Annotated in this window: 23 protein-coding genes; 12 read left to right on the forward strand and 11 right to left on the reverse strand. The window is 42.9% G+C overall.

The genetic code is table 11. The annotated features are described in order from the left end of the window. The first annotated feature begins 21 nt into the window (after window positions 1-21). The 5 genes from M1F56_RS00530 to nrdI all read left to right on the forward strand — a co-directional run bounded on the left by M1F56_RS00530 (window position 22) and on the right by nrdI (window position 4,721). Window positions 22-636, forward strand: a complete 615-nt coding sequence (locus M1F56_RS00530) for a YesL family protein (protein ID WP_000514466.1) — start codon at window positions 22-24, stop codon at window positions 634-636. Then, window positions 614-2,284 carry a sensor histidine kinase gene (locus tag M1F56_RS00535; protein ID WP_247916517.1) on the forward strand — a complete coding sequence of 557 codons (1,671 nt, stop codon included), beginning with the start codon at window positions 614-616 and terminating at the stop codon, window positions 2,282-2,284. Before M1F56_RS00530 ends, M1F56_RS00535 begins: the two co-directional genes overlap by 23 nt. An 11-nt stretch (window positions 2,285-2,295) precedes the next feature. Next, entirely contained in the window at window positions 2,296-3,582 is a 1,287-nt protein-coding gene (locus M1F56_RS00540) for a response regulator transcription factor (protein WP_247916519.1), read from the forward strand. 58 nt (window positions 3,583-3,640) lie between these two features. Next, on the forward strand, window positions 3,641-4,174 hold the full coding sequence (locus M1F56_RS00545; protein ID WP_084877272.1) for an ABC transporter permease: 534 nt from the start codon (window positions 3,641-3,643) through the stop codon (window positions 4,172-4,174). A 76-nt stretch (window positions 4,175-4,250) separates the two neighbouring features. Continuing rightward, on the forward strand, window positions 4,251-4,721 hold the full coding sequence (gene nrdI, locus M1F56_RS00550; protein WP_000724244.1) for a class Ib ribonucleoside-diphosphate reductase assembly flavoprotein NrdI: 471 nt from the start codon (window positions 4,251-4,253) through the stop codon (window positions 4,719-4,721). An 81-nt stretch (window positions 4,722-4,802) separates the two neighbouring features. On the opposite strand, the gene M1F56_RS00555 is transcribed toward nrdI, so the two are convergent. From M1F56_RS00555 to argS, 3 genes are all read right to left on the reverse strand, one after another. Beyond that, complete coding sequence (locus M1F56_RS00555; RefSeq protein WP_084877273.1) at window positions 4,803-6,065, reverse strand: NRAMP family divalent metal transporter; 1,263 nt, start codon at window positions 6,063-6,065, stop codon at window positions 4,803-4,805. Between the two features lie 197 nt (window positions 6,066-6,262). Continuing rightward, window positions 6,263-6,508: a hypothetical protein gene (locus M1F56_RS00560; protein WP_000084865.1), complete on the reverse strand. Its 246-nt coding sequence runs from the start codon at window positions 6,506-6,508 to the stop codon at window positions 6,263-6,265. Between the two features lie 483 nt (window positions 6,509-6,991). Then, window positions 6,992-8,683, reverse strand: coding sequence for an arginine--tRNA ligase (gene argS / locus M1F56_RS00565; RefSeq protein WP_001092733.1), 1,692 nt, complete (start codon window positions 8,681-8,683; stop codon window positions 6,992-6,994). Between the two features lie 154 nt (window positions 8,684-8,837). Here argS and argR point away from each other — a divergent pair, with 154 nt between their 5' ends. Together argR and mutS are read left to right on the forward strand one after the other, a co-directional pair. After that, on the forward strand, window positions 8,838-9,284 hold the full coding sequence (gene argR / locus M1F56_RS00570; protein ID WP_001231483.1) for an arginine repressor: 447 nt from the start codon (window positions 8,838-8,840) through the stop codon (window positions 9,282-9,284). Between the two features lie 50 nt (window positions 9,285-9,334). Further along, a complete protein-coding gene (mutS, locus tag M1F56_RS00575) occupies window positions 9,335-11,869 on the forward strand; it encodes a DNA mismatch repair protein MutS (RefSeq protein ID WP_247916520.1) in 2,535 nt (844 codons plus the stop codon). A gap of 40 nt (window positions 11,870-11,909) precedes the next feature. Here the strand turns inward: mutS and M1F56_RS00580 are convergent, their stop codons facing one another. Next, a complete protein-coding gene (locus tag M1F56_RS00580; protein WP_247916521.1) occupies window positions 11,910-12,368 on the reverse strand; it encodes a DUF3021 domain-containing protein in 459 nt (152 codons plus the stop codon). Then, window positions 12,365-12,805, reverse strand: coding sequence for a LytTR family DNA-binding domain-containing protein (locus M1F56_RS00585; RefSeq protein ID WP_000861947.1), 441 nt, complete (start codon window positions 12,803-12,805; stop codon window positions 12,365-12,367). The genes M1F56_RS00580 and M1F56_RS00585 overlap by 4 nt, the downstream gene beginning before the upstream one ends. Window positions 12,806-13,013: 208 nt before the next feature. Here M1F56_RS00585 and mutL point away from each other — a divergent pair, with 208 nt between their 5' ends. Next, window positions 13,014-14,963: a DNA mismatch repair endonuclease MutL gene (mutL, locus tag M1F56_RS00590; RefSeq protein ID WP_247916522.1), complete on the forward strand. Its 1,950-nt coding sequence runs from the start codon at window positions 13,014-13,016 to the stop codon at window positions 14,961-14,963. Window positions 14,964-15,115: 152 nt separating this feature from the next. On the opposite strand, the gene M1F56_RS00595 is transcribed toward mutL, so the two are convergent. Then, window positions 15,116-15,616, reverse strand: a complete 501-nt coding sequence (locus M1F56_RS00595) for a helix-turn-helix domain-containing protein (protein WP_247916523.1) — start codon at window positions 15,614-15,616, stop codon at window positions 15,116-15,118. A 155-nt stretch (window positions 15,617-15,771) separates the two neighbouring features. On the opposite strand from M1F56_RS00595, the gene ruvA reads away from it, so the two are divergent. Both ruvA and M1F56_RS00605 read left to right on the forward strand, forming a co-directional pair. Continuing rightward, a complete protein-coding gene (gene ruvA / locus M1F56_RS00600) occupies window positions 15,772-16,365 on the forward strand; it encodes a Holliday junction branch migration protein RuvA (protein ID WP_049504674.1) in 594 nt (197 codons plus the stop codon). Between the two features lie 9 nt (window positions 16,366-16,374). Next, window positions 16,375-16,938 (forward strand): DNA-3-methyladenine glycosylase I, encoded by a 564-nt coding sequence (locus M1F56_RS00605; RefSeq protein WP_247916524.1) that lies wholly within the window; start codon window positions 16,375-16,377, stop codon window positions 16,936-16,938. An 83-nt stretch (window positions 16,939-17,021) separates the two neighbouring features. On the opposite strand, the gene M1F56_RS00610 is transcribed toward M1F56_RS00605, so the two are convergent. From M1F56_RS00610 to M1F56_RS00630, 5 genes are all read right to left on the reverse strand, one after another. After that, window positions 17,022-17,285: a SemiSWEET family transporter gene (locus tag M1F56_RS00610; protein WP_033585832.1), complete on the reverse strand. Its 264-nt coding sequence runs from the start codon at window positions 17,283-17,285 to the stop codon at window positions 17,022-17,024. A 105-nt stretch (window positions 17,286-17,390) separates the two neighbouring features. Next, window positions 17,391-18,425: a S66 family peptidase gene (locus M1F56_RS00615; RefSeq protein WP_247916749.1), complete on the reverse strand. Its 1,035-nt coding sequence runs from the start codon at window positions 18,423-18,425 to the stop codon at window positions 17,391-17,393. A 267-nt stretch (window positions 18,426-18,692) separates the two neighbouring features. Then, window positions 18,693-19,040 (reverse strand): TfoX/Sxy family protein, encoded by a 348-nt coding sequence (locus M1F56_RS00620; protein ID WP_000331825.1) that lies wholly within the window; start codon window positions 19,038-19,040, stop codon window positions 18,693-18,695. A gap of 15 nt (window positions 19,041-19,055) precedes the next feature. Continuing rightward, window positions 19,056-19,733 carry a DUF1129 domain-containing protein gene (locus tag M1F56_RS00625; protein ID WP_033605859.1) on the reverse strand — a complete coding sequence of 226 codons (678 nt, stop codon included), beginning with the start codon at window positions 19,731-19,733 and terminating at the stop codon, window positions 19,056-19,058. Between the two features lie 11 nt (window positions 19,734-19,744). Continuing rightward, entirely contained in the window at window positions 19,745-20,689 is a 945-nt protein-coding gene (locus tag M1F56_RS00630) for a magnesium transporter CorA family protein (protein WP_033605858.1), read from the reverse strand. A 136-nt stretch (window positions 20,690-20,825) separates the two neighbouring features. On the opposite strand from M1F56_RS00630, the gene uvrA reads away from it, so the two are divergent. Beyond that, window positions 20,826-23,657 carry an excinuclease ABC subunit UvrA gene (uvrA, locus tag M1F56_RS00635; RefSeq protein WP_247916525.1) on the forward strand — a complete coding sequence of 944 codons (2,832 nt, stop codon included), beginning with the start codon at window positions 20,826-20,828 and terminating at the stop codon, window positions 23,655-23,657. Next, the gene (locus M1F56_RS00640) at window positions 23,650-24,711 is read left to right on the forward strand and encodes a M24 family metallopeptidase (RefSeq protein ID WP_212576465.1); all 1,062 of its coding nucleotides are present in this window, start codon (window positions 23,650-23,652) and stop codon (window positions 24,709-24,711) included. Before uvrA ends, M1F56_RS00640 begins: the two co-directional genes overlap by 8 nt. The last annotated feature ends 23 nt before the right edge of the window (window positions 24,712-24,734 follow it).

A 24,734-nucleotide genomic window follows, 5' to 3' on the forward strand; every position in this document is an offset into this window, starting at 1 on the left:
TGTTAGTTTAAGGAGAGTAACATGGGAAAATTTCTAGAATTCGTCTTTAATCGTATCTTTTTGGGAATGATGGCGACAGCTTATTTCTGGCTATTAACACTGGCGGGAGGAGTGGTCTTTGGTTTGGCACCAGCTAGTGCCACCCTTATGAGTTTGTATGCGGAGCATGGTTATACCTATCGAGCATACCATTTGAAGGAAGCTTGGGAATTGTATAAGAGCAATTTTGTCAAGAGTAATCTAGCTTTCTATAGTTTTGTGTTTGTGGATCTTGTCCTAGTTTATGGTTTGTATCTTCTAGTTCAATTGCCCCATCAGACGATTTTCCACCTCTTGGCGACCTTTCTCAACGTCCTTGTAGTTGCTCTTGTCTTTCTAGCCTATACTGTTTCCTTGAAACTTCAGGTATACTTTGATTTATCCTACCAAAACACTTTGAAACTGTCCCTTATCGGGATTTTCATGAGCTTGCCTGCGATTGCCAAGGTTTTACTCGGGTCAGCTCTCCTTGTAGGAGTTGGTTATTATATGCCTGCCTTGCTCTTTTTTGTAGGAATTGGAATGTGGCATTTCTTTATTAGTGATATGTTGGAACCTATTTATGAAAGTATCCATGAAAAATTGGCGACAAAATAGAATGAAGCAGTTCTGGCTTCACTCTCTTTTACGGATTTATAGTTTGGTTATGATCGTGGTCATTGCCAGTTTTGCGATTATGCTCTCGTATGCTGACTGGGATTCACGTGAGAAGGAGGCCCAAAGGGTTGCAGAACGTGTGACCACTCGGACAGTGAGTGAAGTGGAATATTATCACAGAGAGTCAACTCAACTCGCTCAGTCTTTGGTTGAAAATCAAGCCCGAATTGAAGGGATTTACAAGTATTTCAGTCTCAGCACACCAGACTATTTCTACTGGCAATTAGAGCGTAAAACTTCGCCTTATATTTCTGTATCCTTGTATGAAAATATTGATAATATCTATGTTCGGAATGATTTTGTGACTGGAGTGGCTATTGTCCTTCAGGACTATAAGGAAGTGTATGTTTCGACTAGAGAAAAACGCAGCGGAGAGAAAGTTCCTGCGGAGGATTTTAAACCGACAGCCAACAGTTTTGCCATTCCAGTTTCTGATCCTGTGTCTGACAAGGATTTAGGAGTGATCTATATCTCCTTATCGCCAGATGTTCTCCATGGAGCTATTGACAATACAAGGGGCCATATCCCGATGGCTGTAACAGTAACTTCGCCTTTTGAGATTGAGATGTTCCATATTGGGGAGAAGGTATCAGTCGAGAGGGAGAACTGGTTTGTAGGTGTTACCTCTCACGGTTATCAGGTTCGAGCTGCTGTTCCTAAAAATTTTGTTCTTACTGGAACTTTGAAGAGTTCAGCTATTATTATTGGGCTAAGTATCCTCTTTATCATCATTTTGTACGTGACTCTTAGACAGACTTTCTCAAATTACCAAAAACAGGTCGTAGATCTAGTAGATTCTATCGAGGTGATTGCTCAAGGAGAAGAAGGGCTTCGAATTGATACCTCTGAAAAAGACCAAGAGTTGCTTCTCATTGCAGAAACAACCAATGATATGTTGGATCGCCTAGAAAAAAATATCCACGATATCTATCAGCTAGAGCTCAGTCAAAAGGATGCCAATATGCGAGCCCTACAAGCTCAAATCAATCCTCACTTTATGTACAATACTCTAGAGTTTTTACGGATGTATGCCGTTATGGCAAGTCAGGATGAACTGGCAGATATTATCTATGAATTTAGTAGCTTGTTGCGGAATAATATCTCCGATGAGCGTGAAACAACATTGAAGCAGGAGTTGGAATTTTGCCGAAAATATAGCTATCTCTGTATGGTGCGTTATCCTAAATCCATTGCCTATGGTTTCAAGATTGCACCAGAATTGGAAGAAATGAGGATTCCAAAATTTACACTCCAACCATTAGTAGAAAACTACTTTGCCCATGGTGTTGACCATCGCAGAACGGATAATGTCATCAGTATCAAAGCCTTGAAGGGCCAAGGCTTCGTTGAAATCCTAGTGGAAGACAATGGTCGGGGAATGCCCGCTGAGAAACTAGCTAGCTTGCAAGAAAAATTAGCTCAGAGAAGTTTTGAACACGAGGCAAGCTATAGTGGAGAGCGGCAATCAATTGGAATAGTAAATGTACACGAACGCTTTGTTCTCTACTTTGGGGATCGCTACCAAATCAGTGTAGAGTCAGCTGAACAAGAAGGTGTTCGTTACCATATCACTATCCAGGATGAATAGAAAGGGTAGAAATGTATAAAGTTTTATTAGTAGACGATGAGTACATGGTGACAGAGGGGCTCAAGCGATTAATCCCCTTTGAAAAATGGGATATGCAAGTCGTCGCAACAGCTAATCACGCAGATGATGCTTTGGACTATGTTAAGAAAAATCCAGTAGATGTGGTCATTTCCGATGTCAATATGCCAGATAAGACCGGACTTGAGATGATTAGGGAAATGAAAGAGCTACTTCCAGATACCTATTATATCTTGCTGTCTGGTTATCAGGAGTTTGAGTACGTCAAAAAAGCAATGAATCTTAGTGTTGTGGATTATCTGGTCAAGCCAGTAGACAAGGTGGAGTTGGGCAATTTATTAGAAAAGATTGCGCGACAGCTTCAAGAAAAGGTGGAACAAAGTCAGACCCTCAGTCAAGAATTAGATGAAGAAGGCTTTATCAGTTTCTTAGCAGGTAAAGACAGCTGGTGGATTGGTCTGTCCAAGGAAAAGCAGGGCTCTTTCACCATTCCTTACTATGTTTTGGGACAAGATTGGCAGATTTTCATCTCTGATCAACCGCTCGATGGCATCGTCGTGACACCATTTGAAGCACCCTACCAGCAGTCCTTTGAGAATTGGAAGATCAACGCTGAAAAAGCCCTTTTCTACGGTTCAGTTAATCTAGAAAAATCCGAAAGTTTGTTTGCTTATTACGAGCCGATTTATCGGGTGATTATCCAAGGGAATATCAATCAAATCATCGAGGAATTAACCCTGCTAGAGAAGGTCGTTTTGGAGAATACTCCGCGCGTGGCCATCACGAAGCAGCTCTTCACCCAGTTTGTCATGGATGTCTTTCATTTGTTTGAACACCTAAAAGCAGATGATATGACCGAGATAGTCAAAGCTATCCATGCCATTAACACCTTTGAAGAATTGGTTGCCTATATCAAAGAAACTTTGACCAAGTTCTTTGGCCAGTACCGCATGAATGAAAATGTGGTGAGTGTTCTGGAAGTGATTGGGCGTGATTACCAGAAAGAGCTCTCACTTAAGGATATTAGCAAGGATCTCTTTATCAATCCTGTCTATCTCGGTCAGCTGATCAAGAGGGAAACCAACTCAACCTTTGCGGAATTGCTCAATAAACAGCGAATTAAGGCAGCGCAGCAACTCTTACTGTCGACCAGTGATAGCATCGAAGATATTTGTTATGCAGTTGGCTATAGTAATGTTGGATATTTCTATAAGGTTTTCCGTAAATTGTGCGGAAAATCACCGAAAGCTTATCGGAAACAAGTTGAAACCAGCTTGTAAAAGTTGTATTTCTGTACAAAAAATGCTATAATGTTCAAAATATCTTATGGAGGAAAACATGAAAAAGAATCCTATTTATCTTTGGGTCTTGTTAGTCCTATCAGCCCTCATTTCATCTATGTCATTATTTGGAATCTTGAGTCCATTGCCAAGTAAAGATGTGCTTCGTGCGAGCCTGGCGAATAGCGGGACGCTTACTGCCCAGCAATTAGAAGACACAGTCAACTATACTTACCAAGTAACAGCGTCATCACACTCTATTTTTAATACGTTGTTGATTGTCTTATCTGCAATTCTAGTTGTAGTAGCTTTTGTATTTCTCCTACGTAAAAATGTGCAATTCGCAAACTATGCTTATATCGGCTATGTTCTACTAGCGATTGTTGGTTTGGTTTATAGCTATATGAACGTTCAAGATGCGGTTCAATTAATCAAAGATTCTACCCTCGGCCTAGGAATGGGAGCACTAGCACAAGGGACGAATATTTTGTTCATCATCATTAATGTCCTCTTTTTAGCCTTAGTCTTTTACAAGATGTGGCGCCAACAAAAAGATTTGGCCGAAGAAACCGAAGCAGAAGAAGTTGCCTAAGTATTGACAAAAAAGAACTATCAAGTTACAATCTTGGTAGTTCTTTTTAAATCGTAAACAAAAAATCGAGGTCAACATGAAAAAAATATCCTTAGTGTATATCAGTCTGAGTGGGAATACAGAGAGTTTTGTAACCCGACTCAAGGACTATCTCCTGTCTCAGTATGAGGGAATTGAGGTTCAAAAAATCCATATCAAGGATTTGGTCAAGGAAGGCCAAGAATTCTTTGAAATGGAACATCCCTATGTCGCTTTCTTGCCGACCTATCTGGAAGGTGGAAATGGTGTCGATAACGGCGATGTTGAGATTCTAACGACTCCAGTGGGCGACTTTATTGCCTATGGAGACAATGCTAGTAAGTGTTTTGGGGTAGTGGGTTCCGGTAACCGCAATTTTAACAATCAATACTGCCTGACAGCCAAGCAGTATAGCCAGCGCTTTGGCTTCCCGGTCCTAGCAGACTTTGAAATGCGTGGTATGCTGGGAGATATTAAAAAAGTCGCAGCGATTATCGCGGACTTGTATGAGTTAGAGACAGAAAAATAAAGTAGTTCTGAGGGGCAGTTGAGATTTTCAACTGCTTTTCGTGTATGCAAAAAGCACCCCGTAAGGGTGCCATTTTATAAACTATCCTGCTTTTCCGATGGCAAGTGCATAGATAAAGAAAATAGCAAAGCCAAAGAGGAAAATCAATCCTGCGATAGCGAGGAGTTTTAGCCAAGAAGGAAGATTTTTATTCTCACGTGTCACCAATACATAGTTCAAGAGAGCGAAGAATGGTGTTGTTAGGAAAGAACCGATCATGGCAAAGCGAAGCATGGTGGAAACTTGACCAGCAAAGAATTTGATGATGACGATACCAATAATAGCGGTAATGGTCATCCAGATGTTCAAAGATTTGCGAGAATCCTCTTTTTGACGAATCAAGAGTCGCAGCGATTCCTGATTGACACGAGAGTAACCATCGATAACAGTAATAACTGTTCCAAAGATACAGAGAAAGGCGATAAAGGTAATCAAATAACGGGACCATTCTCCAAGAACAGAGGCATACATACCCACAAACTGAGAAATGTACTTGGCTGAAGCTGCTTCAACTGCCTGTCCTGTAGGATACTGAATCAGTGCTCCGAGTGCCACGAAGAATACAGCCAGGATAGCAGTTCCAATGTAACCAACGTTAAAGTCGAAAAGAGCGTCCGCTGTATTAAAGTTGACGGTCTTTTTCTTTTCAGCAGACCAGAGTGAATTGATGGCTGAAATTTCAATAGGGGCAGGCATCCATCCTAAGAGGGAAACGATAAAAGGGAGTGCCGCCATTTGCCAAGGTGTCTTTTCGACAAAATCAGAGCTGTATTCTGGATGTTTAATTGTTGCAATGATAACTGCAAGAACAGTTGCAATGGTCAAAGCAGACATGATCCATTTTGCCATACCATCCAATAGTTTGTAGCCACCAAAGAGTAACATAGCCCAAATGACTGCAACAAGGATAAGGGACCATTGAGTGATGCTAAGACCGATCATTGGGAAGGCACTGGCGATGATAGCTGAGCACAGAATGGCAACACCAGCTGTGTTGACCATAGCTGAAAAGACATTGAGGATAAAGAAAATCCAGAGATAGAGTTTCCCTTTTTCGGCATAACCTTCGACCAAAGTCTTTCCCGTATCAGCCGTGTATTCAGCACCAAAACGGAAAAATGGATATTTAAAAACATTGGCCAAGATAACCAAGAGGAGTAGTGACCAACCATAAGAACCACCAGCTTGAGTAGAGGATACAATGTGAGAACCTCCAACGGCAGCAGAAGCCATTAGGATTCCTGGCCCCATTGCCTTTAGTTTGCTTGCCCAGGTTGACTGGTTTGATAACGTAACTTGTGACATAATAAACACTCCTATTTTTGAATTTTCAGAATAATCTGAATAGATAGCTACTATTCTACAAAAAACTTAAAGGAAATGCAAGAATATTTTGAAAAAATATAGAAAATTACAGAAAACTTTACATGTATTAATGAAATTTCTCCAAGGAGAATATGGTAAGCCTAAAAAATCCGAGAAGAAAGCTTCTCGGATTTTGATTATTTCAATTGATCTGTGACGTCTTTTGAGAGCAACATTCCCAGATGGTAAGTTTTATTGATATGTGCAATGACATCATTGATATTTTCAGTCGTGTGAATTTTCTCTTTGATGTCAGACCTAAATGTCTCGTCCTTCAAGAGTTGCTCTTGGTAGAGTCTTTGAAGTCTTTCCTTCTCGTACTTATTGAGCAGAAAAAGGAAAACCAAGCTAAGTACAACGAGGATATAAGCATATTGGCTCATAAGGAATCTCCCAGTGTGATAAAGAAATAGTAAAAGTGAATAAATTATTTCATTGAACAGCTGCAAGGCCGAACAAAATATAAATGTTATTTTGCCTCAATCGTTCAGATTGCTTTCAAGTAATTTAAAAGATTACGACATGAGCCTAACCAAATCGATATTATTTGGTTAGGTGAATTAGTGAAGCGTTTAGGCAATTCGTACTGGTTACGACGTCATGGGCTCTAAATCGATTATATTTAGGGACCATGACTAGTGAAGCAGTTAGCTAGTCCGCATATAAGCGGCTAGCTTCCTAGTTTGCTCTTTGATTTTCATTGAGTATTAGATTGCTTTACAATAAAGTGATTAAAAGATTACGACATGAGCCTAACCAAATCGATATTATTTGGTTAGGTGAATTAGTGAAGCGTTTAGGCAATTCGCCATATAGCGATTGCCGTCAAGAGACTAGGAGCTTTAGTTCCAGTCTCTTGTAACGATTTACATCTTCTCCGGCGCTTCTACTCCGAGCAAACGAAGAGCTTCTTTGAGGACGACTGCGGTTGCGTAGCTGAGTGCTAGACGACTGTCGCGCTCAGGACTTTCATCTAGGATACGTGTATGTGCATAGTACTTGTTAAAGGCTTGAGCCAGACTAATCGCAAATTTCGCAATGATAGAAGGTTCAAAGTTATCTGCTGCACGATTGATAATACGTGGAAAGTCCTGGAGTAGCTTAATGATTTCCCAGCTTTCAGCATCGTTCAAGCTGTAGTTGCCAGCTGCATCTGGTTTGAAATCGGCTTTGCGCAAGATGGATTGGATACGAGCGTAGGCGTATTGAACGTAAGGTCCAGTTTCTCCTTCAAAGGATACCATAGCTTCAAGGTCGAAGTCATATCCATTTGTACGGTCGGTCTTAAGATCATAGAACTTGATAGCCCCAACTCCAACAGCGTGGGCAACCTGGTCTTTATTTTCTAACTCAGGATTTTTCGCCTCGATTTGGGCCTTGGCACGACTAACAGCCTCAGCGATAGTCGGTTCTAGCAAGATGACATTTCCTTTACGAGTAGAGAGTTTTTTCCCTTCTTTTGTTACCAATCCAAACGGAACATGGACAATGTCTTGGCTCCAATCGTATCCCATCTCTTGTAGTACTGCCTTGAGTTGTTTGAAGTGGGCAGATTGCTCTTGACCAACAACATAGATGGATTTTGCAAATTGGTATTCGTTTTTACGGTAGAGGGCTGCAGCCAAGTCACGTGTGATATAGAGAGTTGCACCATCAGATTTTTTGATAAGAGCTGGATGTTCAATTCCATATTTCTCAAGATTGACAACTTGAGCCCCTTCTGACTCAACAAGAAGTCCTTTTTCAGCGAGAATGTCTACAACAGCATCCATCTTATCATTGTAGAAGGCTTCTCCGTTGTAGCTGTCAAATTCGACTTGCAATTCATTGTAAAGACGGTTGAATTCCACTAAACTTTCATCACGGAACCATTGCCAGAGAGCGAGGGCTTCCTCATCTCCATTTTCCAGTTTGCGGAACCATTCGCGTGCTTCTTCATCCAAGCTAGGATCTTTTTCAGCTTCAGCATTGATGCGAACGTAGAGTTTAAGAAGTTCATCGATTGGATGCGCTTTAACGGCTTCCTCATTTCCCCATTTCTTGTAGGCAACGATCAACATTCCAAACTGTTTACCCCAGTCTCCCAAATGGTTGACCTTGACCGTTTGATAGCCGATCTTTTGGAAAATATGTGACAAGCTATCTCCGATAACCGTTGAACGCAAGTGCCCAATAGAGAATGGTTTTGCGATATTGGGACTAGACATGTCGATGACGACATTTTCTTGCTTGCCAATGGTTTGGTCGGCATAGTGTTCTTTTTCAGTGATAACATCCTGTAATACCTGAGCCGAAATAGCAGATTTATCAAGGAAAAAGTTGACGTAAGGTCCAGTAGCGACAACCTTTTCAAAGGCTTGACTATTGATTTTTTCAGCAATATCTGTTGCAATCATTTGCGGAGCTTTACGCTCGACCTTTGCTAGAGAAAAGGCAGGGAAGGCGATGTCTCCCATTTCTGAGTTTTTAGGTGTTTCCAGTAAATTTAAAATAGCCTCTTGGTCCAGGCTATCAATGACGCTAGCCAACTCGCTAGCAATCAATTCTTTTGTATTCATAAGGGCTCCTTTTGGGCTTTTTTACTATTTTAACACAATTTACTACATTTTTTGAGAAAGAAAAGAATTTTTTTGAATTATCTATTTTTTTTGGTATAATGTAGTTATAAAATAAATGTAAAACTTGTTATAAATATTCACTTAAGAGGATAATATGAGAAAAAGAGAACGGCATCAATTGATTAAAAAGATGATCACCGAAGAAAAACTTGGGACACAAAAAGAGATTCAAGATCGTTTAGAAGCTCGTAATGTTTATGTGACACAAACGACTTTGTCACGTGATTTGCGTGAAATCGGCTTGACCAAGGTTAAGAAAAATGATATGGTGTATTATGTACTAGCAAATGAGACAGATAAGATTGATTTAGTTGAGTTTTTGTCTCATCATTTAGAAGGAGTTGCAAGAGCAGAGTTCACCTTAGTACTTCATACCAAACTTGGGGAAGCTGCAGTCTTAGCAAACATTGTAGATGCAAACAAGGATGAATGGATTTTAGGAACGGTTGCTGGTGCTAATACCTTATTGGTTATTTGTCGAGACCAGCACGTTGCCAAGCTGATGGAAGATCGTTTGCTAGATTTGATGAAAGATAAATAAGGTCTTGGGAGTTGCTCTCAAGACTTATTTTTAGCAAGGAGAGACGGAAAATGGCAACAGAAAAGCTATCACCCGGCATGCAACAGTATGTGGATATTAAGAAACAATACCCAGATGCTTTTTTGCTTTTTCGGATGGGTGATTTTTACGAGTTGTTCTATGAAGATGCAATTAATGCAGCGCAAATTTTAGAAATTTCCTTAACGAGTCGGAATAAAAATGCAGAAAATCCGATACCCATGGCGGGTGTCCCCTATCATTCTGCCCAGCAGTATATCGATGTTCTGATTGAGCAGGGCTATAAGGTAGCCATAGCCGAACAGATGGAAGATCCCAAACAAGCGGTTGGTGTTGTCAAGCGAGAGGTGGTCCAGGTCATCACACCTGGAACGGTCGTCGATAGCAGTAAGCCAGATAGTCAGAATAATTTCTTGGTTTCCTTAGATCGCGATGGAAATCAGTTTGGTCTGGCTTATATGGATCTGGTGACGGGTGACTTTTATGTGACAGGTCTATTAGATTTTACGTTGGTTTGTGGGGAAATCCGTAACCTCAAGGCTCGAGAAGTGGTGCTGGGTTATAACTTGTCTGAGGAAGAAGAACAAATCCTCAGCCGTCAGATGCATTTGGTGCTTTCCTATGAGAAGGAAGGCTTTGAGGATATTCATTTACTGGATCCACGACTGGCAGCTGTGGAGCAAGCGGCAGCTAGTAAGCTCCTCCAGTATGTTCACCGTACCCAGATGCGAGAATTGAACCATCTCAAACCAGTTATCCGCTATGAAATTAAAGATTTCTTACAGATGGACTATGCGACCAAGGCTAGTCTGGATTTGGTTGAGAATGCCCGTTCAGGCAAGAAGCAAGGCAGTCTTTTCTGGCTTTTAGATGAAACCAAAACAGCTATGGGGATGCGACTCTTGCGTTCTTGGATCCATCGTCCTTTGATTGATAAGGAGCGAATCATCCAACGTCAAGAGGTGGTGCAAGTCTTTCTTGATCACTTCTTTGAACGCAGTGATTTGACAGACAGTCTCAAGGGTGTTTATGATATCGAACGCTTGGCTAGTCGGGTTTCTTTTGGCAAGACCAATCCCAAGGATCTCTTGCAGTTGTCGACCACCTTATCCAGTGTACCACGGATTCGTGCGATTTTAGAAGGCATGGAGCAGCCTGCTCTGGGCTATCTTATCGCACAGTTGGATGCCATTCCTGAGTTGGAGAGCTTGATTAGCGCAGCGATTGCTCCTGAAGCTCCTCACGTGATTACGGAAGGTGGCATTATCCGTACGGGATTTGATGAGACCTTAGACAAGTACCGTCGTGTACTCAGAGAAGGGACTAGCTGGATTGCTGAGATTGAGGCTAAGGAGCGGGAAAACTCTGGCATCAGTACGCTCAAGATTGACTACAATAAAAAGGACGGTTACTATTTCCATGTGACCAATTCGCAACTGGGAAATGTGCCAGCCCACTTTTTCCGCAAGGCAACGCTGAAAAACTCAGAACGCTTTGGTACCGAGGAATTAGCTCGTATCGAGGGGGATATGTTGGAGGCACGTGAGAAGTCAGCCAACCTCGAATACGAAATCTTTATGCGTATCCGTGAAGAGGTCAGCAAGTACATCCAGCGTTTGCAGGCGCTAGCCCAAGGAATTGCGACGGTTGATGTCTTGCAAAGTCTAGCAGTTGTGGCTGAAACCCAGCATTTGATTCGACCTGAGTTTGGAGACGATTCACAAATTGATATCCAGAAAGGACGCCATGCTGTCGTCGAAAAGGTCATGGGAGCTCAGACCTACATTCCAAACAGTATCCAGATGGCAGAAGATACCAGTATTCAGCTGATTACAGGGCCCAACATGAGTGGGAAGTCAACCTACATGCGCCAGTTGGCCATGACTGCGGTTATGGCCCAGCTGGGCTCTTATGTGCCGGCGGAGAGCGCCCATTTGCCTATTTTCGATGCTATCTTTACCCGTATCGGAGCGGCAGATGACTTGGTTTCAGGTCAATCAACCTTTATGGTGGAGATGATGGAGGCCAACAATGCCATTTCGCATGCGACCAAGGATTCCTTGATTCTCTTTGATGAATTGGGACGTGGAACTGCAACTTATGACGGGATGGCTCTTGCCCAGTCCATCATCGAATACATTCATGAACATATCGGAGCCAAAACCCTCTTTGCGACCCACTACCATGAGTTGACAAGTCTGGAGTCTAGCTTGGAACAATTGGTCAATGTTCACGTGGCAACCTTGGAGCAGGGTGGGCAGGTCACCTTCCTTCACAAGATCGAACCAGGTCCAGCTGATAAATCCTACGGTATCCATGTTGCTAAGATTGCTGGCTTACCAGGAGAACTTTTAGCAAGGGCGGATAAGATTTTAACGCAACTGGAGAGTCAGGGACAAGAAAGCCCAGCTCCGATGAGGCAAACTAGCGCCGTCACGGAACAGATTTCTCTCTTTGATACACCAGCAGAACATCCTATCCTAGCAGAATTAGCTCAACTGGATGTGTACAACATGACACCGATGCAGGCTATGAATGTCTTGGTCGAACTCAAACAAAAGTTATAAAAAGAGCCCACTCATATTTTTGTGAGTGGGATTTTCTCTATTACTTTTTATGGGCCAAGAGTTGATTGATGTGGTCTACTTTTTTAGCTTCTCTTTTATAGAGAATAACCCAGATGATAAGGTAGACGATCGCAAACTCTGGAATGAGTTGGAGATAGAAGGTCCAGTGGAAGGGGAACCAACCAGCCAGAGTTGCTAGTGGAACAAAGCCAGCCAGCATAAGGAAGAAATGGGAAAGTGTGGCACGGAGCAAGCTCCAATCACGGCTGAATAAACGACCACCAAAGCTAAAGAGAACACCGATAGCTGACCAGATGATCATACAGTAGAGCAAGACCAGAGCACCGTGAACCTGATGTTGAGCCATCGCTTGGCCGATAAGAGACTCGGGGCTTAGTGGGGTATAGGTATTTGGTGCATACATGAGTGAAAAGAGGATAGAGAGGATGAGGCCGATAAGTACACCAGCGGCTGCATCGTGAAAGATTTGTTTTTTCATAGTTCTAATTTCTCCTTGATGGTTTTTAGGTAACGGCGTGAAGAGTAGGTGAAGCTTTCGTTTTTTAAGAAAATTTCAACCAGACCATTGGGCGTGAGCTTGAGATGAGAGATAGCGTCAATATTAACGATTTCTGATTGGGAAATTTGGATAAAAGTGGTCGGCAGAATGTCAAGAACTTGATAGAGTCGTAAATCAATGCTGTAGGTCTGACTGGCAGTTTCTGCTAGAACCTTTCGATTCTCGATATAGAAGCGTTGTATCTTATAAATCTTAACTAGATAGACCTGATCATCAATCTTTCCTTTGATTGTTTCTTTTTGGTCAAGATTTTCTACGAACTCGATGACTTTCTGGACTTTTTCGGTCGGCTGAGGAGTTTGGACAATCAGCTTTTCCTCCTCGTAAGTCTCCTTAATCTGTAGTTCTACTTTCATAAATTTCCCTCCTTTTCAGTTATACAAAATTGTGATCACTTCTTGTACACCTTTATTAAACACTATTTTACGACCTATGGCAAGAGCTTTTGCCTATGTGGACAGATTTGGAGTCTATGTGGTATTTGCTTTTTCTGATAGTATCTGAAATATGGTATAATAGCACTAATCAATTTCTAGGAAAATAGATACAGAAAGGGGCTGAAAGATGTCTCATATTATTGAATTGCCAGAGGTGCTGGCAAACCAGATCGCGGCAGGAGAGGTCATTGAACGTCCTGCCAGTGTGGTGAAAGAGTTGGTAGAAAATGCTATTGACGCGGGTTCTAGCCAGATTATCATTGAGATCGAGGAAGCTGGTCTCAAGAAGATTCAAATCACTGATAATGGTCATGGAATTGCCCACGATGAGGTGGAATTGGCCCTGCGTCGTCATGCGACCAGTAAGATAAAAAATCAAGCAGACCTCTTTCGGATTCGGACGCTTGGTTTTCGTGGTGAAGCCCTGCCCTCTATCGCTTCTGTCAGCGTCTTGACTCTGTTGACGGCGGTGGATGGTGCGAGTCATGGGACCAAGCTCGTTGCGCGTGGGGGAGAAGTTGAGGAAGTCATCCCAGCGACTAGTCCTGTGGGGACCAAAGTTTGTGTGGAGGACCTCTTTTTCAACACGCCTGCCCGCCTCAAGTATATGAAGAGCCAGCAAGCGGAATTGTCTCATATCATTGATATTGTCAACCGTCTAGGGTTAGCCCATCCTGAGATTTCTTTTAGCTTGATTAGTGATGGCAAGGAAATGACGCGGACAGCAGGGACTGGTCAACTACGCCAAGCCATCGCAGGGATTTATGGTTTGGCGAGTGCTAAGAAGATGATTGCCATTGAGAACTCTGACTTAGATTTCGAAATTACAGGTTTTGTGTCTCTGCCTGAGTTAACCCGAGCAAATCGTAACTATATCAGCCTCTTCATCAATGGCCGATATATCAAGAACTTCTTGCTCAATCGCGCTATTCTTGACGGTTACGGAAGCAAGCTCATGGTAGGGCGTTTTCCACTGGCTGTCATTCACATCCATATTGACCCCTATCTAGCTGATGTCAATGTCCATCCAACCAAACAAGAAGTGCGGATTTCTAAGGAAAGAGAACTGATGGCGCTGGTTTCAGAAGCTATTTCAAATAGTCTCAAGGAACAAGCCTTGATTCCTGATGCTTTAGAAAATCTTGCCAAGTCGACCGTGCGTAATCGTCAAAAGGTGGAGCAGACCATTCTCCCACTCAAAGAAAATACGCTTTACTATGAAAAAACAGAACTCTCAAAACCTAGTCAAGCTGAGGTGGCTGACCACCAGGTTGAATTAACTGAGGAGGGTAGGGACCTAACCCTGTTTGCCAAGGAAACCTTGGACCAGCTAACCAAGCCCGCAAAACTCCATTTTGCAGAGAGAAAGCCTGCTAACTACGACCAACTAGACCACCCAGAGTTAGATCTTGCTAGCCTCGATAAGGCTTATGACAAGCTAGAGCGAGAAGAATCATCCAGCTTCCCAGAGTTAGAATTTTTCGGACAAATGCATGGCACTTATCTTTTTGCCCAAGGGCGAGATGGACTCTACATCATAGACCAGCACGCAGCTCAGGAACGAGTTAAGTACGAGGAATACCGTGAAAGCATCGGCAATGTTGACCAGAGCCAGCAGCAACTCCTAGTGCCCTACATCTTTGAATTCCCAGCGGATGATGCCCTCCGTCTCAGGGAAAGAATGGCGCTTTTGGAGGACGTGGGCGTCTTTTTGGCAGAGTACGGAGAAAATCAATTTATCCTACGTGAACATCCTATCTGGATGGCCGAAGAGGAAATCGAATCAGGCATCTATGAAATGTGTGATATGCTACTCTTGACCAAGGAAGTTTCGATTAAGAAATACCGAGCAGAGCTAGCCATCATGATGTCCTGCAAGCGGTCTATCAAGGCCAACCATCGTATCGATGATCACTCAGCTAGACAGCTTATTTATCAGCTTTCTCAATGTGACAATCCCTATAACTGTCCCCACGGACGTCCCGTTTTGGTGCATTTTACCAAGTCAGATATGGAAAAAATGTTCCGACGTATTCAGGAAAATCACACTAGTCTCCGTGAGTTGGGGAAATATTAAGAACACAAAAAGCCTTTGTTCCTTTCGAACAAGGCTTTTTAGTTTTTCCAAAGTGGGAACTTGATTGGACATGGGCAGCTTGACACGAAGTTTACACTTGCTTGACAAGACCAGTCCTATAGGAAAGTGTTGCGAAAACTGAATTAGGTGATTCAAGGTTTCGTAGAGTTGTCTTGGTTTGAAGGATTCTCAAGACCAATCACTTTATCAAGATAACGTTGTTTGGTTTTGAGAGCCTTGTTGATAGCAACCGCTGAAGCAATCAAGAGAATGAAGATCAGCCAAATCCAGGCAGTGAATTCGGCTGGGAAACTAGAACCGGCTAAAAAGAGATAGATAGCCAGAGCCAATACGAAAATATAAATCACTTGCCAGAGACCAAAGGATTTAACCTCTTTATAGTATTTGGCCTTGTCTTCTTCCAAGACCACTGCTGTGTAACCTTTTTCAGAATTTTCATCCAGTAGTAGATAGTCAGTTGTCACTTGAAAAATCTTGCTTAATTCAATGATTTTTTCGATTTCTGGAAGGACTTGTCCAGACTCCCATTTTGAGATACTTTGCCGAGAAACATTGATTTGTTCAGCTAGCTTTTCCTGGGACCAACCTTTTTCCTTTCGGAGTTCAAATAGTTTTTCTGCGAGTTTCATCATTCTATCCTCCTTTTTCTACCTCTATCCTAACAATTTTTACTTATAATGAGAATACAATCTCCTGTACCATTTGTCAACCAGAGGTTGCACCTTTTGTTGCAGTCTGTCTTGGGGAAATATGGTATACTAGATAGGCAAAATAATGGAGAAAAACTATGTACGAATATCTAAAAGGAATCATTACCAAAATCACTGCTAAATACATTGTCCTAGAGACAAATGGTATCGGTTATATCTTGCATGTAGCCAATCCCTATGCTTACTCAGGTCAGGTTAATCAAGAAACTCAGATTTATGTGCACCAAGTTGTCCGCGAGGATGCCCATCTGCTTTACGGCTTTCGCTCAGAAGATGAGAAAAAACTCTTCCTCAGCTTGATTTCGGTCTCAGGGATTGGTCCTGTGTCAGCTCTTGCTATTATTGCTGCCGATGACAATGCTGGCTTGGTTCAGGCGATTGAAACTAAGAACATCACCTACTTGACCAAGTTCCCTAAAATTGGCAAGAAAACAGCTCAGCAGATGGTGCTGGACTTGGAAGGCAAGGTAGTTGTGGCTAGTGATGACCTTCCTGCTAAGGTCGCAGTGCAAACCAGCGCTGAGAACCAAGAATTGGAAGAAGCTATGGAAGCCATGTTGGCATTGGGCTACAAGGCAACCGAGCTTAAGAAGATCAAGAAATTCTTTGAAGGAACGACAGATACAGCTGAGAACTATATCAAATCGGCCCTTAAGATGTTGGTAAAATAGGAGAATAATATGACAAAACGCTGTGGTTGGGTTAAAATGAACAATCCTTTATATGTGGCCTATCATGATGAAGAGTGGGGTCAACCCCTTCATGATGACCGTGCTCTTTTTGAGTTGTTGTGTTTGGAAACTTACCAGTCGGGTCTATCTTGGGAAACGGTACTAAACAAACGCCAAGGATTCCGAGAAGTCTTTTACAACTACCAAGTTCAACGTGTCGCGGAAATGACAGATGGCGAGTTGGAAGCCTTGTTAGAGAATCCAGCCATCATCCGAAATAGAGCCAAGATTTTTGCTACACGCGCTAACGCCCAAGCCTTTCTACGATTACAGACAGAATATGGCTCTTTTGATGCCTATCTTTGGTCTTTTGTTGAGGGGAAAACGATCGTGAATGATGTTCCTGACTATCACCTAGCACCTGCTAAAACAGCCTTGTCTGAAAAATTAGCTAAAGATCTAAAAAAACAAGGTTTCAAGTTCACAGGCCCAATTGCCGTTTTATCTTTTCTTCAGGCTGCAGGTCTGGTTGATGACCATGAGAATGATTGTGAGTGGAAAAACGGAAATTAGTGAGTGCAGGCGTTTAATTATCTGAGAATATATAAAAAAGCTGAGAAATTCCTCTCAGCTTTTTATACATACTATTAGATTTGTTAAAGTGAAGTCAAAAAAGTGATTCCACCTAAAATAACACCAGCTGAATTTGGAATGATTAGTATCCAATCCTTCTTAGGTTCTTTTGTCCATCCATAAATAACCCAAATTAAACAAGATACTGCTGCGGATAAAGGCTGGAATGGTTGAGCTTTGTTGCCTTGTAAATTGGCAAAAATTTGTGGGATGTAGGCGATAAATACAATAATTCCAATAAAGGCCCCGATTGAACCGACAATTCGATTAATTTTTTGTTTTGTCATATATACCTCCTTTAAAAAGATATCATATAAATTAGCGAGATGCAATAAATTCAGACACAAATTGTAACGAAAATCAATACAAAAGCACAAAAATGGAGAAATTGTTTATTTTTCGTTATAGTCAAAGCGAATGACTTGCTCTTTTGCATCCACATAAGCATAGACGCCAAAGGGCACAATAGCTCTTGGTGTGGCGTGCCCAACGTTTAGATTATAGACAATCGGGATATTGCTATCAATGATGTCCATTAGTGCCTCCTTATAGTCGTCATAGAAGGTTTCATCCATAGGTTTCCCGACCAAGAGTCCACTGATGACCTCAAATACCCCAGTTTCTTTCAAAGCCTGTAACATTCTTTTGAAGTCTTCCGGTTCAGGCTTTTCTTCACTTGTTTCTAGCAAGAGGATCTTTCCTTCCCAGTCGGATAAGTCAGGGAAGAGTTTGTATTTTTGGCAGAGCTCCGTGCTGTCTGCGTATCGAGAATTGTCAAAGATATCATAGAGGGACTCAAGACAACCACCGAGGATTTCTCCCTCAAACTGAGCATTTCCTTGTAACAAGTCAAAGCCTGTATTTACATGACTGATACGAGCTGTTCCCAGAGCCTTGGGACTAAAGTCAGTTCGTTCTTCATACCAAAGGTTGCTAGGGCGGATTTCTGAGATTCTCCCAGTCTCGATCAATTCTTTAAAGTAGTGGAGACTATAGGGCAACATCTCCTTGTCTAATTCACAAATATCTGCTAGAAAGGATTGGCCGTAAAAAGTCTTGATTCCTAGTTTATGCAACATAAGATGGTTCATGGTCGTATCGGAGAAACCGAGAAAAATCTTTGGTTTGATAACCTTTTGTAGTTGGTCATTTTCAAAAAGATAAGGTAGCAAACGATAGGTATCATTCCCACCGATGGCGCAGAGGATCATGTCGATGCTATCATCCGAAAAGGCCTGCATCAAATCCTCTGCACGCGCCTCAGGATGGTTCTTGATAAAGTCTAATCCTTTTTGCGAATGGGGCAAAAACACAGGATTGAGTCCCAGATCCTTGAGACGCTGGGCACCTAGCTCCACTTCGTGTTTGACAAAGTCTTCTCCGATAATGCCACTAGACAAGCTCACGATACTAATAGTAGAAACTATATCTCATCCTCCTAGAAATAAATTGATACTCTTCGAAAATCAAATTCAAACCACGTCAGCTTTGCCTTGCCGTACTCAAGTACAGCCTGCGGCTAGCTTCCTAGTTTGCTCTTTGATTTTCATTGAGTATGAGTCTATTCTATCACAAAAGATGAGAGAAAACTACAAGAATGAGACTCAGAAGTGCTATTGAATCTCAAGAAAGCAAGTGAAAAAGCAACCGCCTGTGCAGTTGCTTTTCGTTTTCCTAATCTCGATAGATATGAGTTACTTGGTCAACTCTTGATTATAGGAGAGGGCTAAATCAATCCAGTAAGGCAGTTCTTTTTGACCTTCGATATCTAGGTCTATATAGCCATGATAAGGTCGCCCTCTCATCAATGTAGTATGGGCTCCTGTTCGGGGTAGAACTTGCTTTTCCATTTCTTTGCCAATTCTGACCATAACCAGTTCGTCCTTTCTGGAACTGACTGTAAGGACCATTTTCCCACGAATCATAAAGGCAAGGCCACCAAACAGTTTCTTTTCTTCTAGCTCTTCTTCGAAAATTTGGGGAGGAAGTTTGAGTGCTAGAATTTTTCGAATCTGCTGAGCTAAAGATTGACTATATGCCATAGCTTTTCACTTTTCTTAATAACGTGATGGGCCTGCGCTTGCGCTTCGGATATTGAAGCGTTTCTTGAGATAGAAGCGAAGGGCGAGAAGGGCCGCTCCTAGGACAGCCAAAGGCAGTGGAGCAAGAATTGGATTGAGAGCTGCTGGTAGGAAGCTTGTTGCGAAGAAGACAGCCAACCAGAGAACCATAGCAGCGAGGATGACGAGGATTGATTTCCAGAAAGGAGGGCGCTGGCTACGATCTGTGTCTGGTCCATAGTACTGGTAGACAAAGTAGTACATCAAGTAGAAGGCAAGTCCTCCTACAAGTCCAACCAACAAGAGGGTAATCAACCCATAGCCAATAGCCTGATCTGTAGAGAAGAAGGTAGTCAGAGCGCTAACCAATGCAAAGAGACTGGTGATAAAAAGGGCTGAGTCCATAATCATGAGTTTTGGATCATCATTTTCTTTTGGATGCTCTTTTTCATATTGCTCTTTGACAGTGAAGCTATGAGCCCAGTGGGTTGGAGCCCCGTAGAGGGAACGTGCAGTCGTTCCTTTGGCTTGCTCTTCAAGGATTTTAGGAATGACTTCCTCAAAGATAGCCTTGATTTCAGCGTCTGTTTTACCATCTTTGATAAATTGTTGGGTAGCGATGTGGATAAACTCTTGGTTTTTCTTAGTTAATTTTTGTAAATCAATCTGAGACATAGGGATTCCTCTTAGAACCATTTTTTATGGATGAGATAGAGAGTGAGCGAAACACTCAGAGCAAAGGCGATAAAGACGATTAACCAGAAGGCGTGAGGCTCACCGTTTAGAGGGATTTCATTATCCTTAAAGTTCATCCCGTAGGCTGAGAAGATCATGGTTGGGATAGACATAACGATGGTCACGAGAGCCAGGGTCTTCATGATGTTGTTCTGGTTATTGGAAATGATAGAGGCAAAGGTCTCTGTCATAGAGTGAAGGACGTTTCCATAAATATCTGCCATCTCAATGGCCTGTTGGGTTTCAATCAGAGTGTCTTCGAGTAGGTCTTCGTCTTCTAGGTATTTCTTGATATTGCTAGTTGCGCTGGTCAATTTCTTAATCACGCGCTCGTTCGTCTTAAGTGAGGCCTTGAAATAGACGATGGTCTTTTCCAATTCCATGAGCTCGATCAGCTCTTCGTTTCGAGTAGACTTGTGAAGTTGACTTTCGATTTGTTCACTCTTACGGTCGATCGAACGAAGGGCCGTAAGGTAAAGTTCGGCGTTGCGGTAGAGAATCTGGAAGATAAAGCGTGAACGCATGAAGGTGTAAAAGTTGCGCAGTCTACGGTTGATAAAGACATCGAGAACGGGGAGGGATTCCAAGCAGGTGGTGATAATGGTTTCCTCGGTGATGATAATCCCCAGCGGAATCGTAACGTAGTAGGTACGATTGTTTCTTTCCTCTGTGATGGGAACGTCCACGATGATCAAAGTATACTCGTCTTCGATGGTAATACGGGACATTTCTTCCGCATCGAGCGGTGCTCGAAGGTCGGCAATGTCAATGTCGAAGGCGTTAGCGATTTCCAACGATTCATTTTGTGTAGGATTGACGAGGTTGATCCAAGTACCCGGTTCAAGCGTGTCGATCTCTTTAAATTCAGTTGTTGTTGAGAGAAAAACTTGTTTCATATCCCCTATCCTTTCCTACTATTCAGTGATTCATTTTTTGCACCGTACTATTATACTATAAAAACAGCTTTTTGGGTAATAGAATTTCACATTTTTTGGTATAATGGAAAGCAATAATGGACTAGAAAGAACAAAGATGCAAGATAAAATTGTGATTCATGGGGCGCGTGCCCATAACTTAAAAAATATTGATGTGGAGATTCCAAGAGACAAGCTGGTTGTTGTGACTGGTTTGTCAGGTTCTGGGAAATCCAGTCTGGCCTTTGATACCCTCTATGCTGAAGGTCAACGTCGCTATGTGGAGAGTCTATCTGCTTATGCCCGTCAATTTTTGGGCAACATGGAAAAACCAGATGTAGATGCCATTGATGGCCTCAGCCCAGCTATTTCCATCGACCAAAAAACGACTAGCAAAAACCCGCGCTCGACCGTTGGAACGACGACTGAAATCAATGATTATTTGCGTCTCCTCTACGCACGTGTGGGGACGCCATACTGTATCAACGGGCATGGGGCTATCAAGGCTTCTTCTGTGGAGCAAATTGTGGATAAGGTTTTGGAATTGCCAGAACGCCAACGTCTGCAAATCTTAGCTCCTGTCATTCGTAAGAAAAAAGGGCAACACAAGAGCGTCATTGAAAAGATTCAGAAAGACGGTTATGTCCGCGTCCGTGTGGATGGGGAAGTTTATGATGTGACCGAAGTGCCAGAGTTGTCGAAGAGCAAGCAACACAATATCGATGTCGTGGTCGACCGTATTGTCATTAAGGAGGGCATTCGTAGCCGTCTCTTTGATTCCATTGAGGCTGCCCTTCGTATCGCAGAAGGTTATGTCATTATCGACACTATGGACGATTCTGAGTTGCTCTTCTCTGAGCATTATGCCTGTCCAGTTTGTGGATTTACTGTTCCAGAGTTAGAGCCTCGTCTCTTCTCTTTCAATGCTCCTTTCGGCTCTTGTAGTGAGTGTGACGGTTTGGGTATCAAGCTAGAAGTGGATACTGATTTGGTAGTGCCAGACGCCAGCAAAACTTTGCGTGAGGGAGCCTTGGCACCTTGGAATCCTATCTCATCTAACTACTATCCAAACATGCTAGAGCAGGCCATGACAGCCTTTGGAGTAGATATGGATAAGCCTTTTGAAGACTTGTCAGAAGAAGATAAGAACTTGATTCTTTACGGCTCAGATGGCAAGGAATTCCATTTCCATTATGAAAATGAATTTGGTGGTGTGCGTGATATCGACATTCCGTTTGAGGGAGTCGTCAATAATATCAAGCGTCGTTATCACGAAACCAATAGTGATTACACGCGCACCCAAATGCGTCTCTACATGAATGAGCTGACCTGCGGGACTTGTCACGGCTACCGTCTCAATGACCAGGCCTTGTCTGTCCGTGTGGGTGGGGAGAAAGGACCCCATATCGGAGAGATTTCAGACCTGTCTATCGCAGACCACTTGGCTTTGGTGAGCCAGTTGACTCTGTCTGAAAATGAAGCCATTATCGCCCGTCCCATTCTCAAGGAAATCAAGGATCGCTTGACCTTTCTCAATAACGTAGGTCTTAACTATTTGACTCTGTCGCGTTCGGCAGGAACCCTTTCAGGTGGGGAGAGTCAGCGTATTCGCTTGGCGACCCAGATTGGATCCAACCTATCAGGTGTCCTATATATCCTGGATGAGCCGTCCATCGGTCTTCACCAGAGGGATAATGACCGCCTGATTGCTAGTCTGAAAAAGATGCGTGACTTGGGCAATACTCTCATCGTGGTGGAACACGACGAAGATACCATGCGCGAGGCGGATTATCTGATTGACGTTGGTCCGGGTGCCGGTGTTTTTGGTGGAGAGATTGTTGCTGCAGGAACGCCCAAACAGGTGGCTCGCAACAGCAAGTCTATCACTGGTCAGTACTTGTCAGGAAAAAGAGCGATTCCAGTGCCAGCAGAGCGCCGTTCCGGAAATGGTCGCTTTATCGAGGTGACAGGAGCGCGTGAGAACAACTTGCAAAATATTACCGCTCGCTTCCCATTAGGAAAATTCATCGCAGTGACAGGGGTGTCAGGTTCAGGGAAATCGACCTTAATCAACAGCATCCTCAAAAAAGCCATTGCCCAGAAGCTTAACCGCAATTCAGACAAGCCTGGTAAGTTTAAGACGATTACAGGAATTGAGCATGTAGACCGCTTGATTGACATTGACCAGAGCCCGATCGGACGGACGCCGAGGTCCAACCCGGCTACCTATACGGGAGTTTTTGACGATATACGTGACCTTTTTGCCCAGACAAATGAAGCTAAGATTCGAGGCTATAAGAAGGGCCGTTTCAGTTTCAACGTCAAGGGCGGTCGTTGCGAAGCCTGCTCAGGTGACGGGATTATCAAGATCGAGATGCACTTCTTGCCAGATGTTTACGTGGCTTGTGAAGTCTGCCACGGGACTCGCTACAACAGTGAAACCCTTGAAGTTCACTACAAGGAAAAGAATATCTCGCAGGTCTTGGATATGACCGTCAACGATGCGGTGGAATTCTTCCAACACATTCCTAAGATTCAACGCAAACTTCAGACCATCAAGGATGTGGGGCTGGGCTATGTAACGCTAGGGCAACCAGCTACCACCCTTTCTGGGGGAGAAGCCCAGCGTATGAAATTGGCTAGTGAACTCCACAAACGCTCGACAGGAAAATCTTTCTACATTCTGGATGAGCCAACGACAGGGCTTCATACTGAGGACATCGCTCGTTTGCTTAAAGTCTTGGCTCGCTTTGTCGACGATGGAAATACAGTCCTCGTCATCGAGCACAATCTAGATGTTATCAAGACGGCAGACCATATCATCGATTTGGGTCCTGAGGGCGGTGTCGGTGGTGGAACCATCATCGCAACAGGAACTCCAGAAGAAGTAGCGGCCAACGAAGCCAGCTACACAGGACACTATTTGAAAGGAAAGTTACATCATGAATAAACGTGTGCAAGCATTTCTAGCTAAAATGCAAGAAAAAGAACTAGATGGTATCATCATCAACAACCTTAAAAACGTCTATTACCTGACTGGTTTTTGGGGTTCAAATGGAACAGTCTTTATCAGCCGTGACCGTCAGGTCTTGGTGACAGACTCTCGCTATATCATTGCTGCTAAGCAAGAAGTGACAGGTTTTGAGATTGTGGCTGACCGCGATGAATTGGCTGTTATTGCAGGCATTGTTAAGGATATGGGCTTGTCTCGTATCGGTTTTGAGGACGAGATTTCGGTCTCTTATTACCACCGTATGCAGGCAGCGTTTGCAGGGATCAACTTGCTTCCACAGACTCAGTTTGTAGAAGCACTTCGTATGATTAAGGATGAAGCGGAGATTGCGACTATTCGTAAGGCATGTTCCATCTCAGATCAAGCTTTTCGCGATGCGCTTGACTTTATCAAACCTGGAAAGACTGAGATCGAAATTGCCAACTTCCTTGACTTCCGTATGCGGGAGCTAGGAGCATTTGGCTTATCCTTTGACACAATCCTAGCAAGTGGTATCAACTCTTCCAAACCCCATGCCCATCCAATGCACAAACCAGTTGAAGCGGGAGAAGCCATCACCATGGACTTCGGCTGTCTCTACGATCACTATGTCAGCGATATGACACGTACCATCTACCTAGGCCATGTCAGTGACGAGCAGGCAGAGATTTACAATACTGTCCTGAAAGCCAACCAAGCCTTGATTGATCAAGCTAAGGATGGCTTAGGTTTCCGAGACTTTGACAAAATCCCTCGTGATATTATTATCGATGCAGGCTATGGCGACTACTTTACTCACGGTATTGGCCATGGTATCGGACTGGATATCCATGAGGAACCCTACTTTAGCCAAACTTCCAAAGAAGTCATTAAGTCTGGTATGGTCTTGACTGATGAACCAGGTATTTATATTGAAGGTAAATACGGGGTTCGTATTGAAGATGATATCTTAATTACAGATAACGGTTGCGAATTGTTGACTCTAGCACCGAAGGAATTAATTGTTATTTAAGAAAATTATGATAAATCATTGAC

Source organism: Streptococcus oralis (genome assembly GCF_023109005.1).
In the GTDB taxonomy this organism is placed as follows: Bacteria; Bacillota; Bacilli; order Lactobacillales; family Streptococcaceae; genus Streptococcus; species Streptococcus oralis_BU.

Bases quoted from the DNA above. Each gene is read 5' to 3' on its own strand.
- M1F56_RS00625 (WP_033605859.1), bottom strand. From the start codon at position 19,733: ATGTCTCAGATTGATTTACAAAAATTAACTAAGAAAAACCAAGAGTTT.
- M1F56_RS00595 (WP_247916523.1), bottom strand. From the start codon at position 15,616: ATGATGAAACTCGCAGAAAAACTATTTGAACTCCGAAAGGAAAAAGGT.
- M1F56_RS00585 (WP_000861947.1), bottom strand. From the start codon at position 12,805: ATGAAAGTAGAACTACAGATTAAGGAGACTTACGAGGAGGAAAAGCTG.
- M1F56_RS00560 (WP_000084865.1), bottom strand. From the start codon at position 6,508: ATGAGCCAATATGCTTATATCCTCGTTGTACTTAGCTTGGTTTTCCTT.
- M1F56_RS00630 (WP_033605858.1), bottom strand. From the start codon at position 20,689: ATGAAACAAGTTTTTCTCTCAACAACAACTGAATTTAAAGAGATCGAC.
- M1F56_RS00530 (WP_000514466.1), top strand. From the start codon at position 22: ATGGGAAAATTTCTAGAATTCGTCTTTAATCGTATCTTTTTGGGAATG.
- mutS (WP_247916520.1), top strand. From the start codon at position 9,335: ATGGCAACAGAAAAGCTATCACCCGGCATGCAACAGTATGTGGATATT.
- argS (WP_001092733.1), bottom strand. From the start codon at position 8,683: ATGAATACAAAAGAATTGATTGCTAGCGAGTTGGCTAGCGTCATTGAT.
- uvrA (WP_247916525.1), top strand. From the start codon at position 20,826: ATGCAAGATAAAATTGTGATTCATGGGGCGCGTGCCCATAACTTAAAA.
- argR (WP_001231483.1), top strand. From the start codon at position 8,838: ATGAGAAAAAGAGAACGGCATCAATTGATTAAAAAGATGATCACCGAA.
- M1F56_RS00605 (WP_247916524.1), top strand. From the start codon at position 16,375: ATGACAAAACGCTGTGGTTGGGTTAAAATGAACAATCCTTTATATGTG.
- M1F56_RS00580 (WP_247916521.1), bottom strand. From the start codon at position 12,368: ATGAAAAAACAAATCTTTCACGATGCAGCCGCTGGTGTACTTATCGGC.
- ruvA (WP_049504674.1), top strand. From the start codon at position 15,772: ATGTACGAATATCTAAAAGGAATCATTACCAAAATCACTGCTAAATAC.
- nrdI (WP_000724244.1), top strand. From the start codon at position 4,251: ATGAAAAAAATATCCTTAGTGTATATCAGTCTGAGTGGGAATACAGAG.
- M1F56_RS00555 (WP_084877273.1), bottom strand. From the start codon at position 6,065: ATGTCACAAGTTACGTTATCAAACCAGTCAACCTGGGCAAGCAAACTA.
- M1F56_RS00640 (WP_212576465.1), top strand. From the start codon at position 23,650: ATGAATAAACGTGTGCAAGCATTTCTAGCTAAAATGCAAGAAAAAGAA.
- M1F56_RS00540 (WP_247916519.1), top strand. From the start codon at position 2,296: ATGTATAAAGTTTTATTAGTAGACGATGAGTACATGGTGACAGAGGGG.
- mutL (WP_247916522.1), top strand. From the start codon at position 13,014: ATGTCTCATATTATTGAATTGCCAGAGGTGCTGGCAAACCAGATCGCG.
- M1F56_RS00535 (WP_247916517.1), top strand. From the start codon at position 614: ATGAAAAATTGGCGACAAAATAGAATGAAGCAGTTCTGGCTTCACTCT.
- M1F56_RS00545 (WP_084877272.1), top strand. From the start codon at position 3,641: ATGAAAAAGAATCCTATTTATCTTTGGGTCTTGTTAGTCCTATCAGCC.
- M1F56_RS00620 (WP_000331825.1), bottom strand. From the start codon at position 19,040: ATGGCATATAGTCAATCTTTAGCTCAGCAGATTCGAAAAATTCTAGCA.
- M1F56_RS00610 (WP_033585832.1), bottom strand. From the start codon at position 17,285: ATGACAAAACAAAAAATTAATCGAATTGTCGGTTCAATCGGGGCCTTT.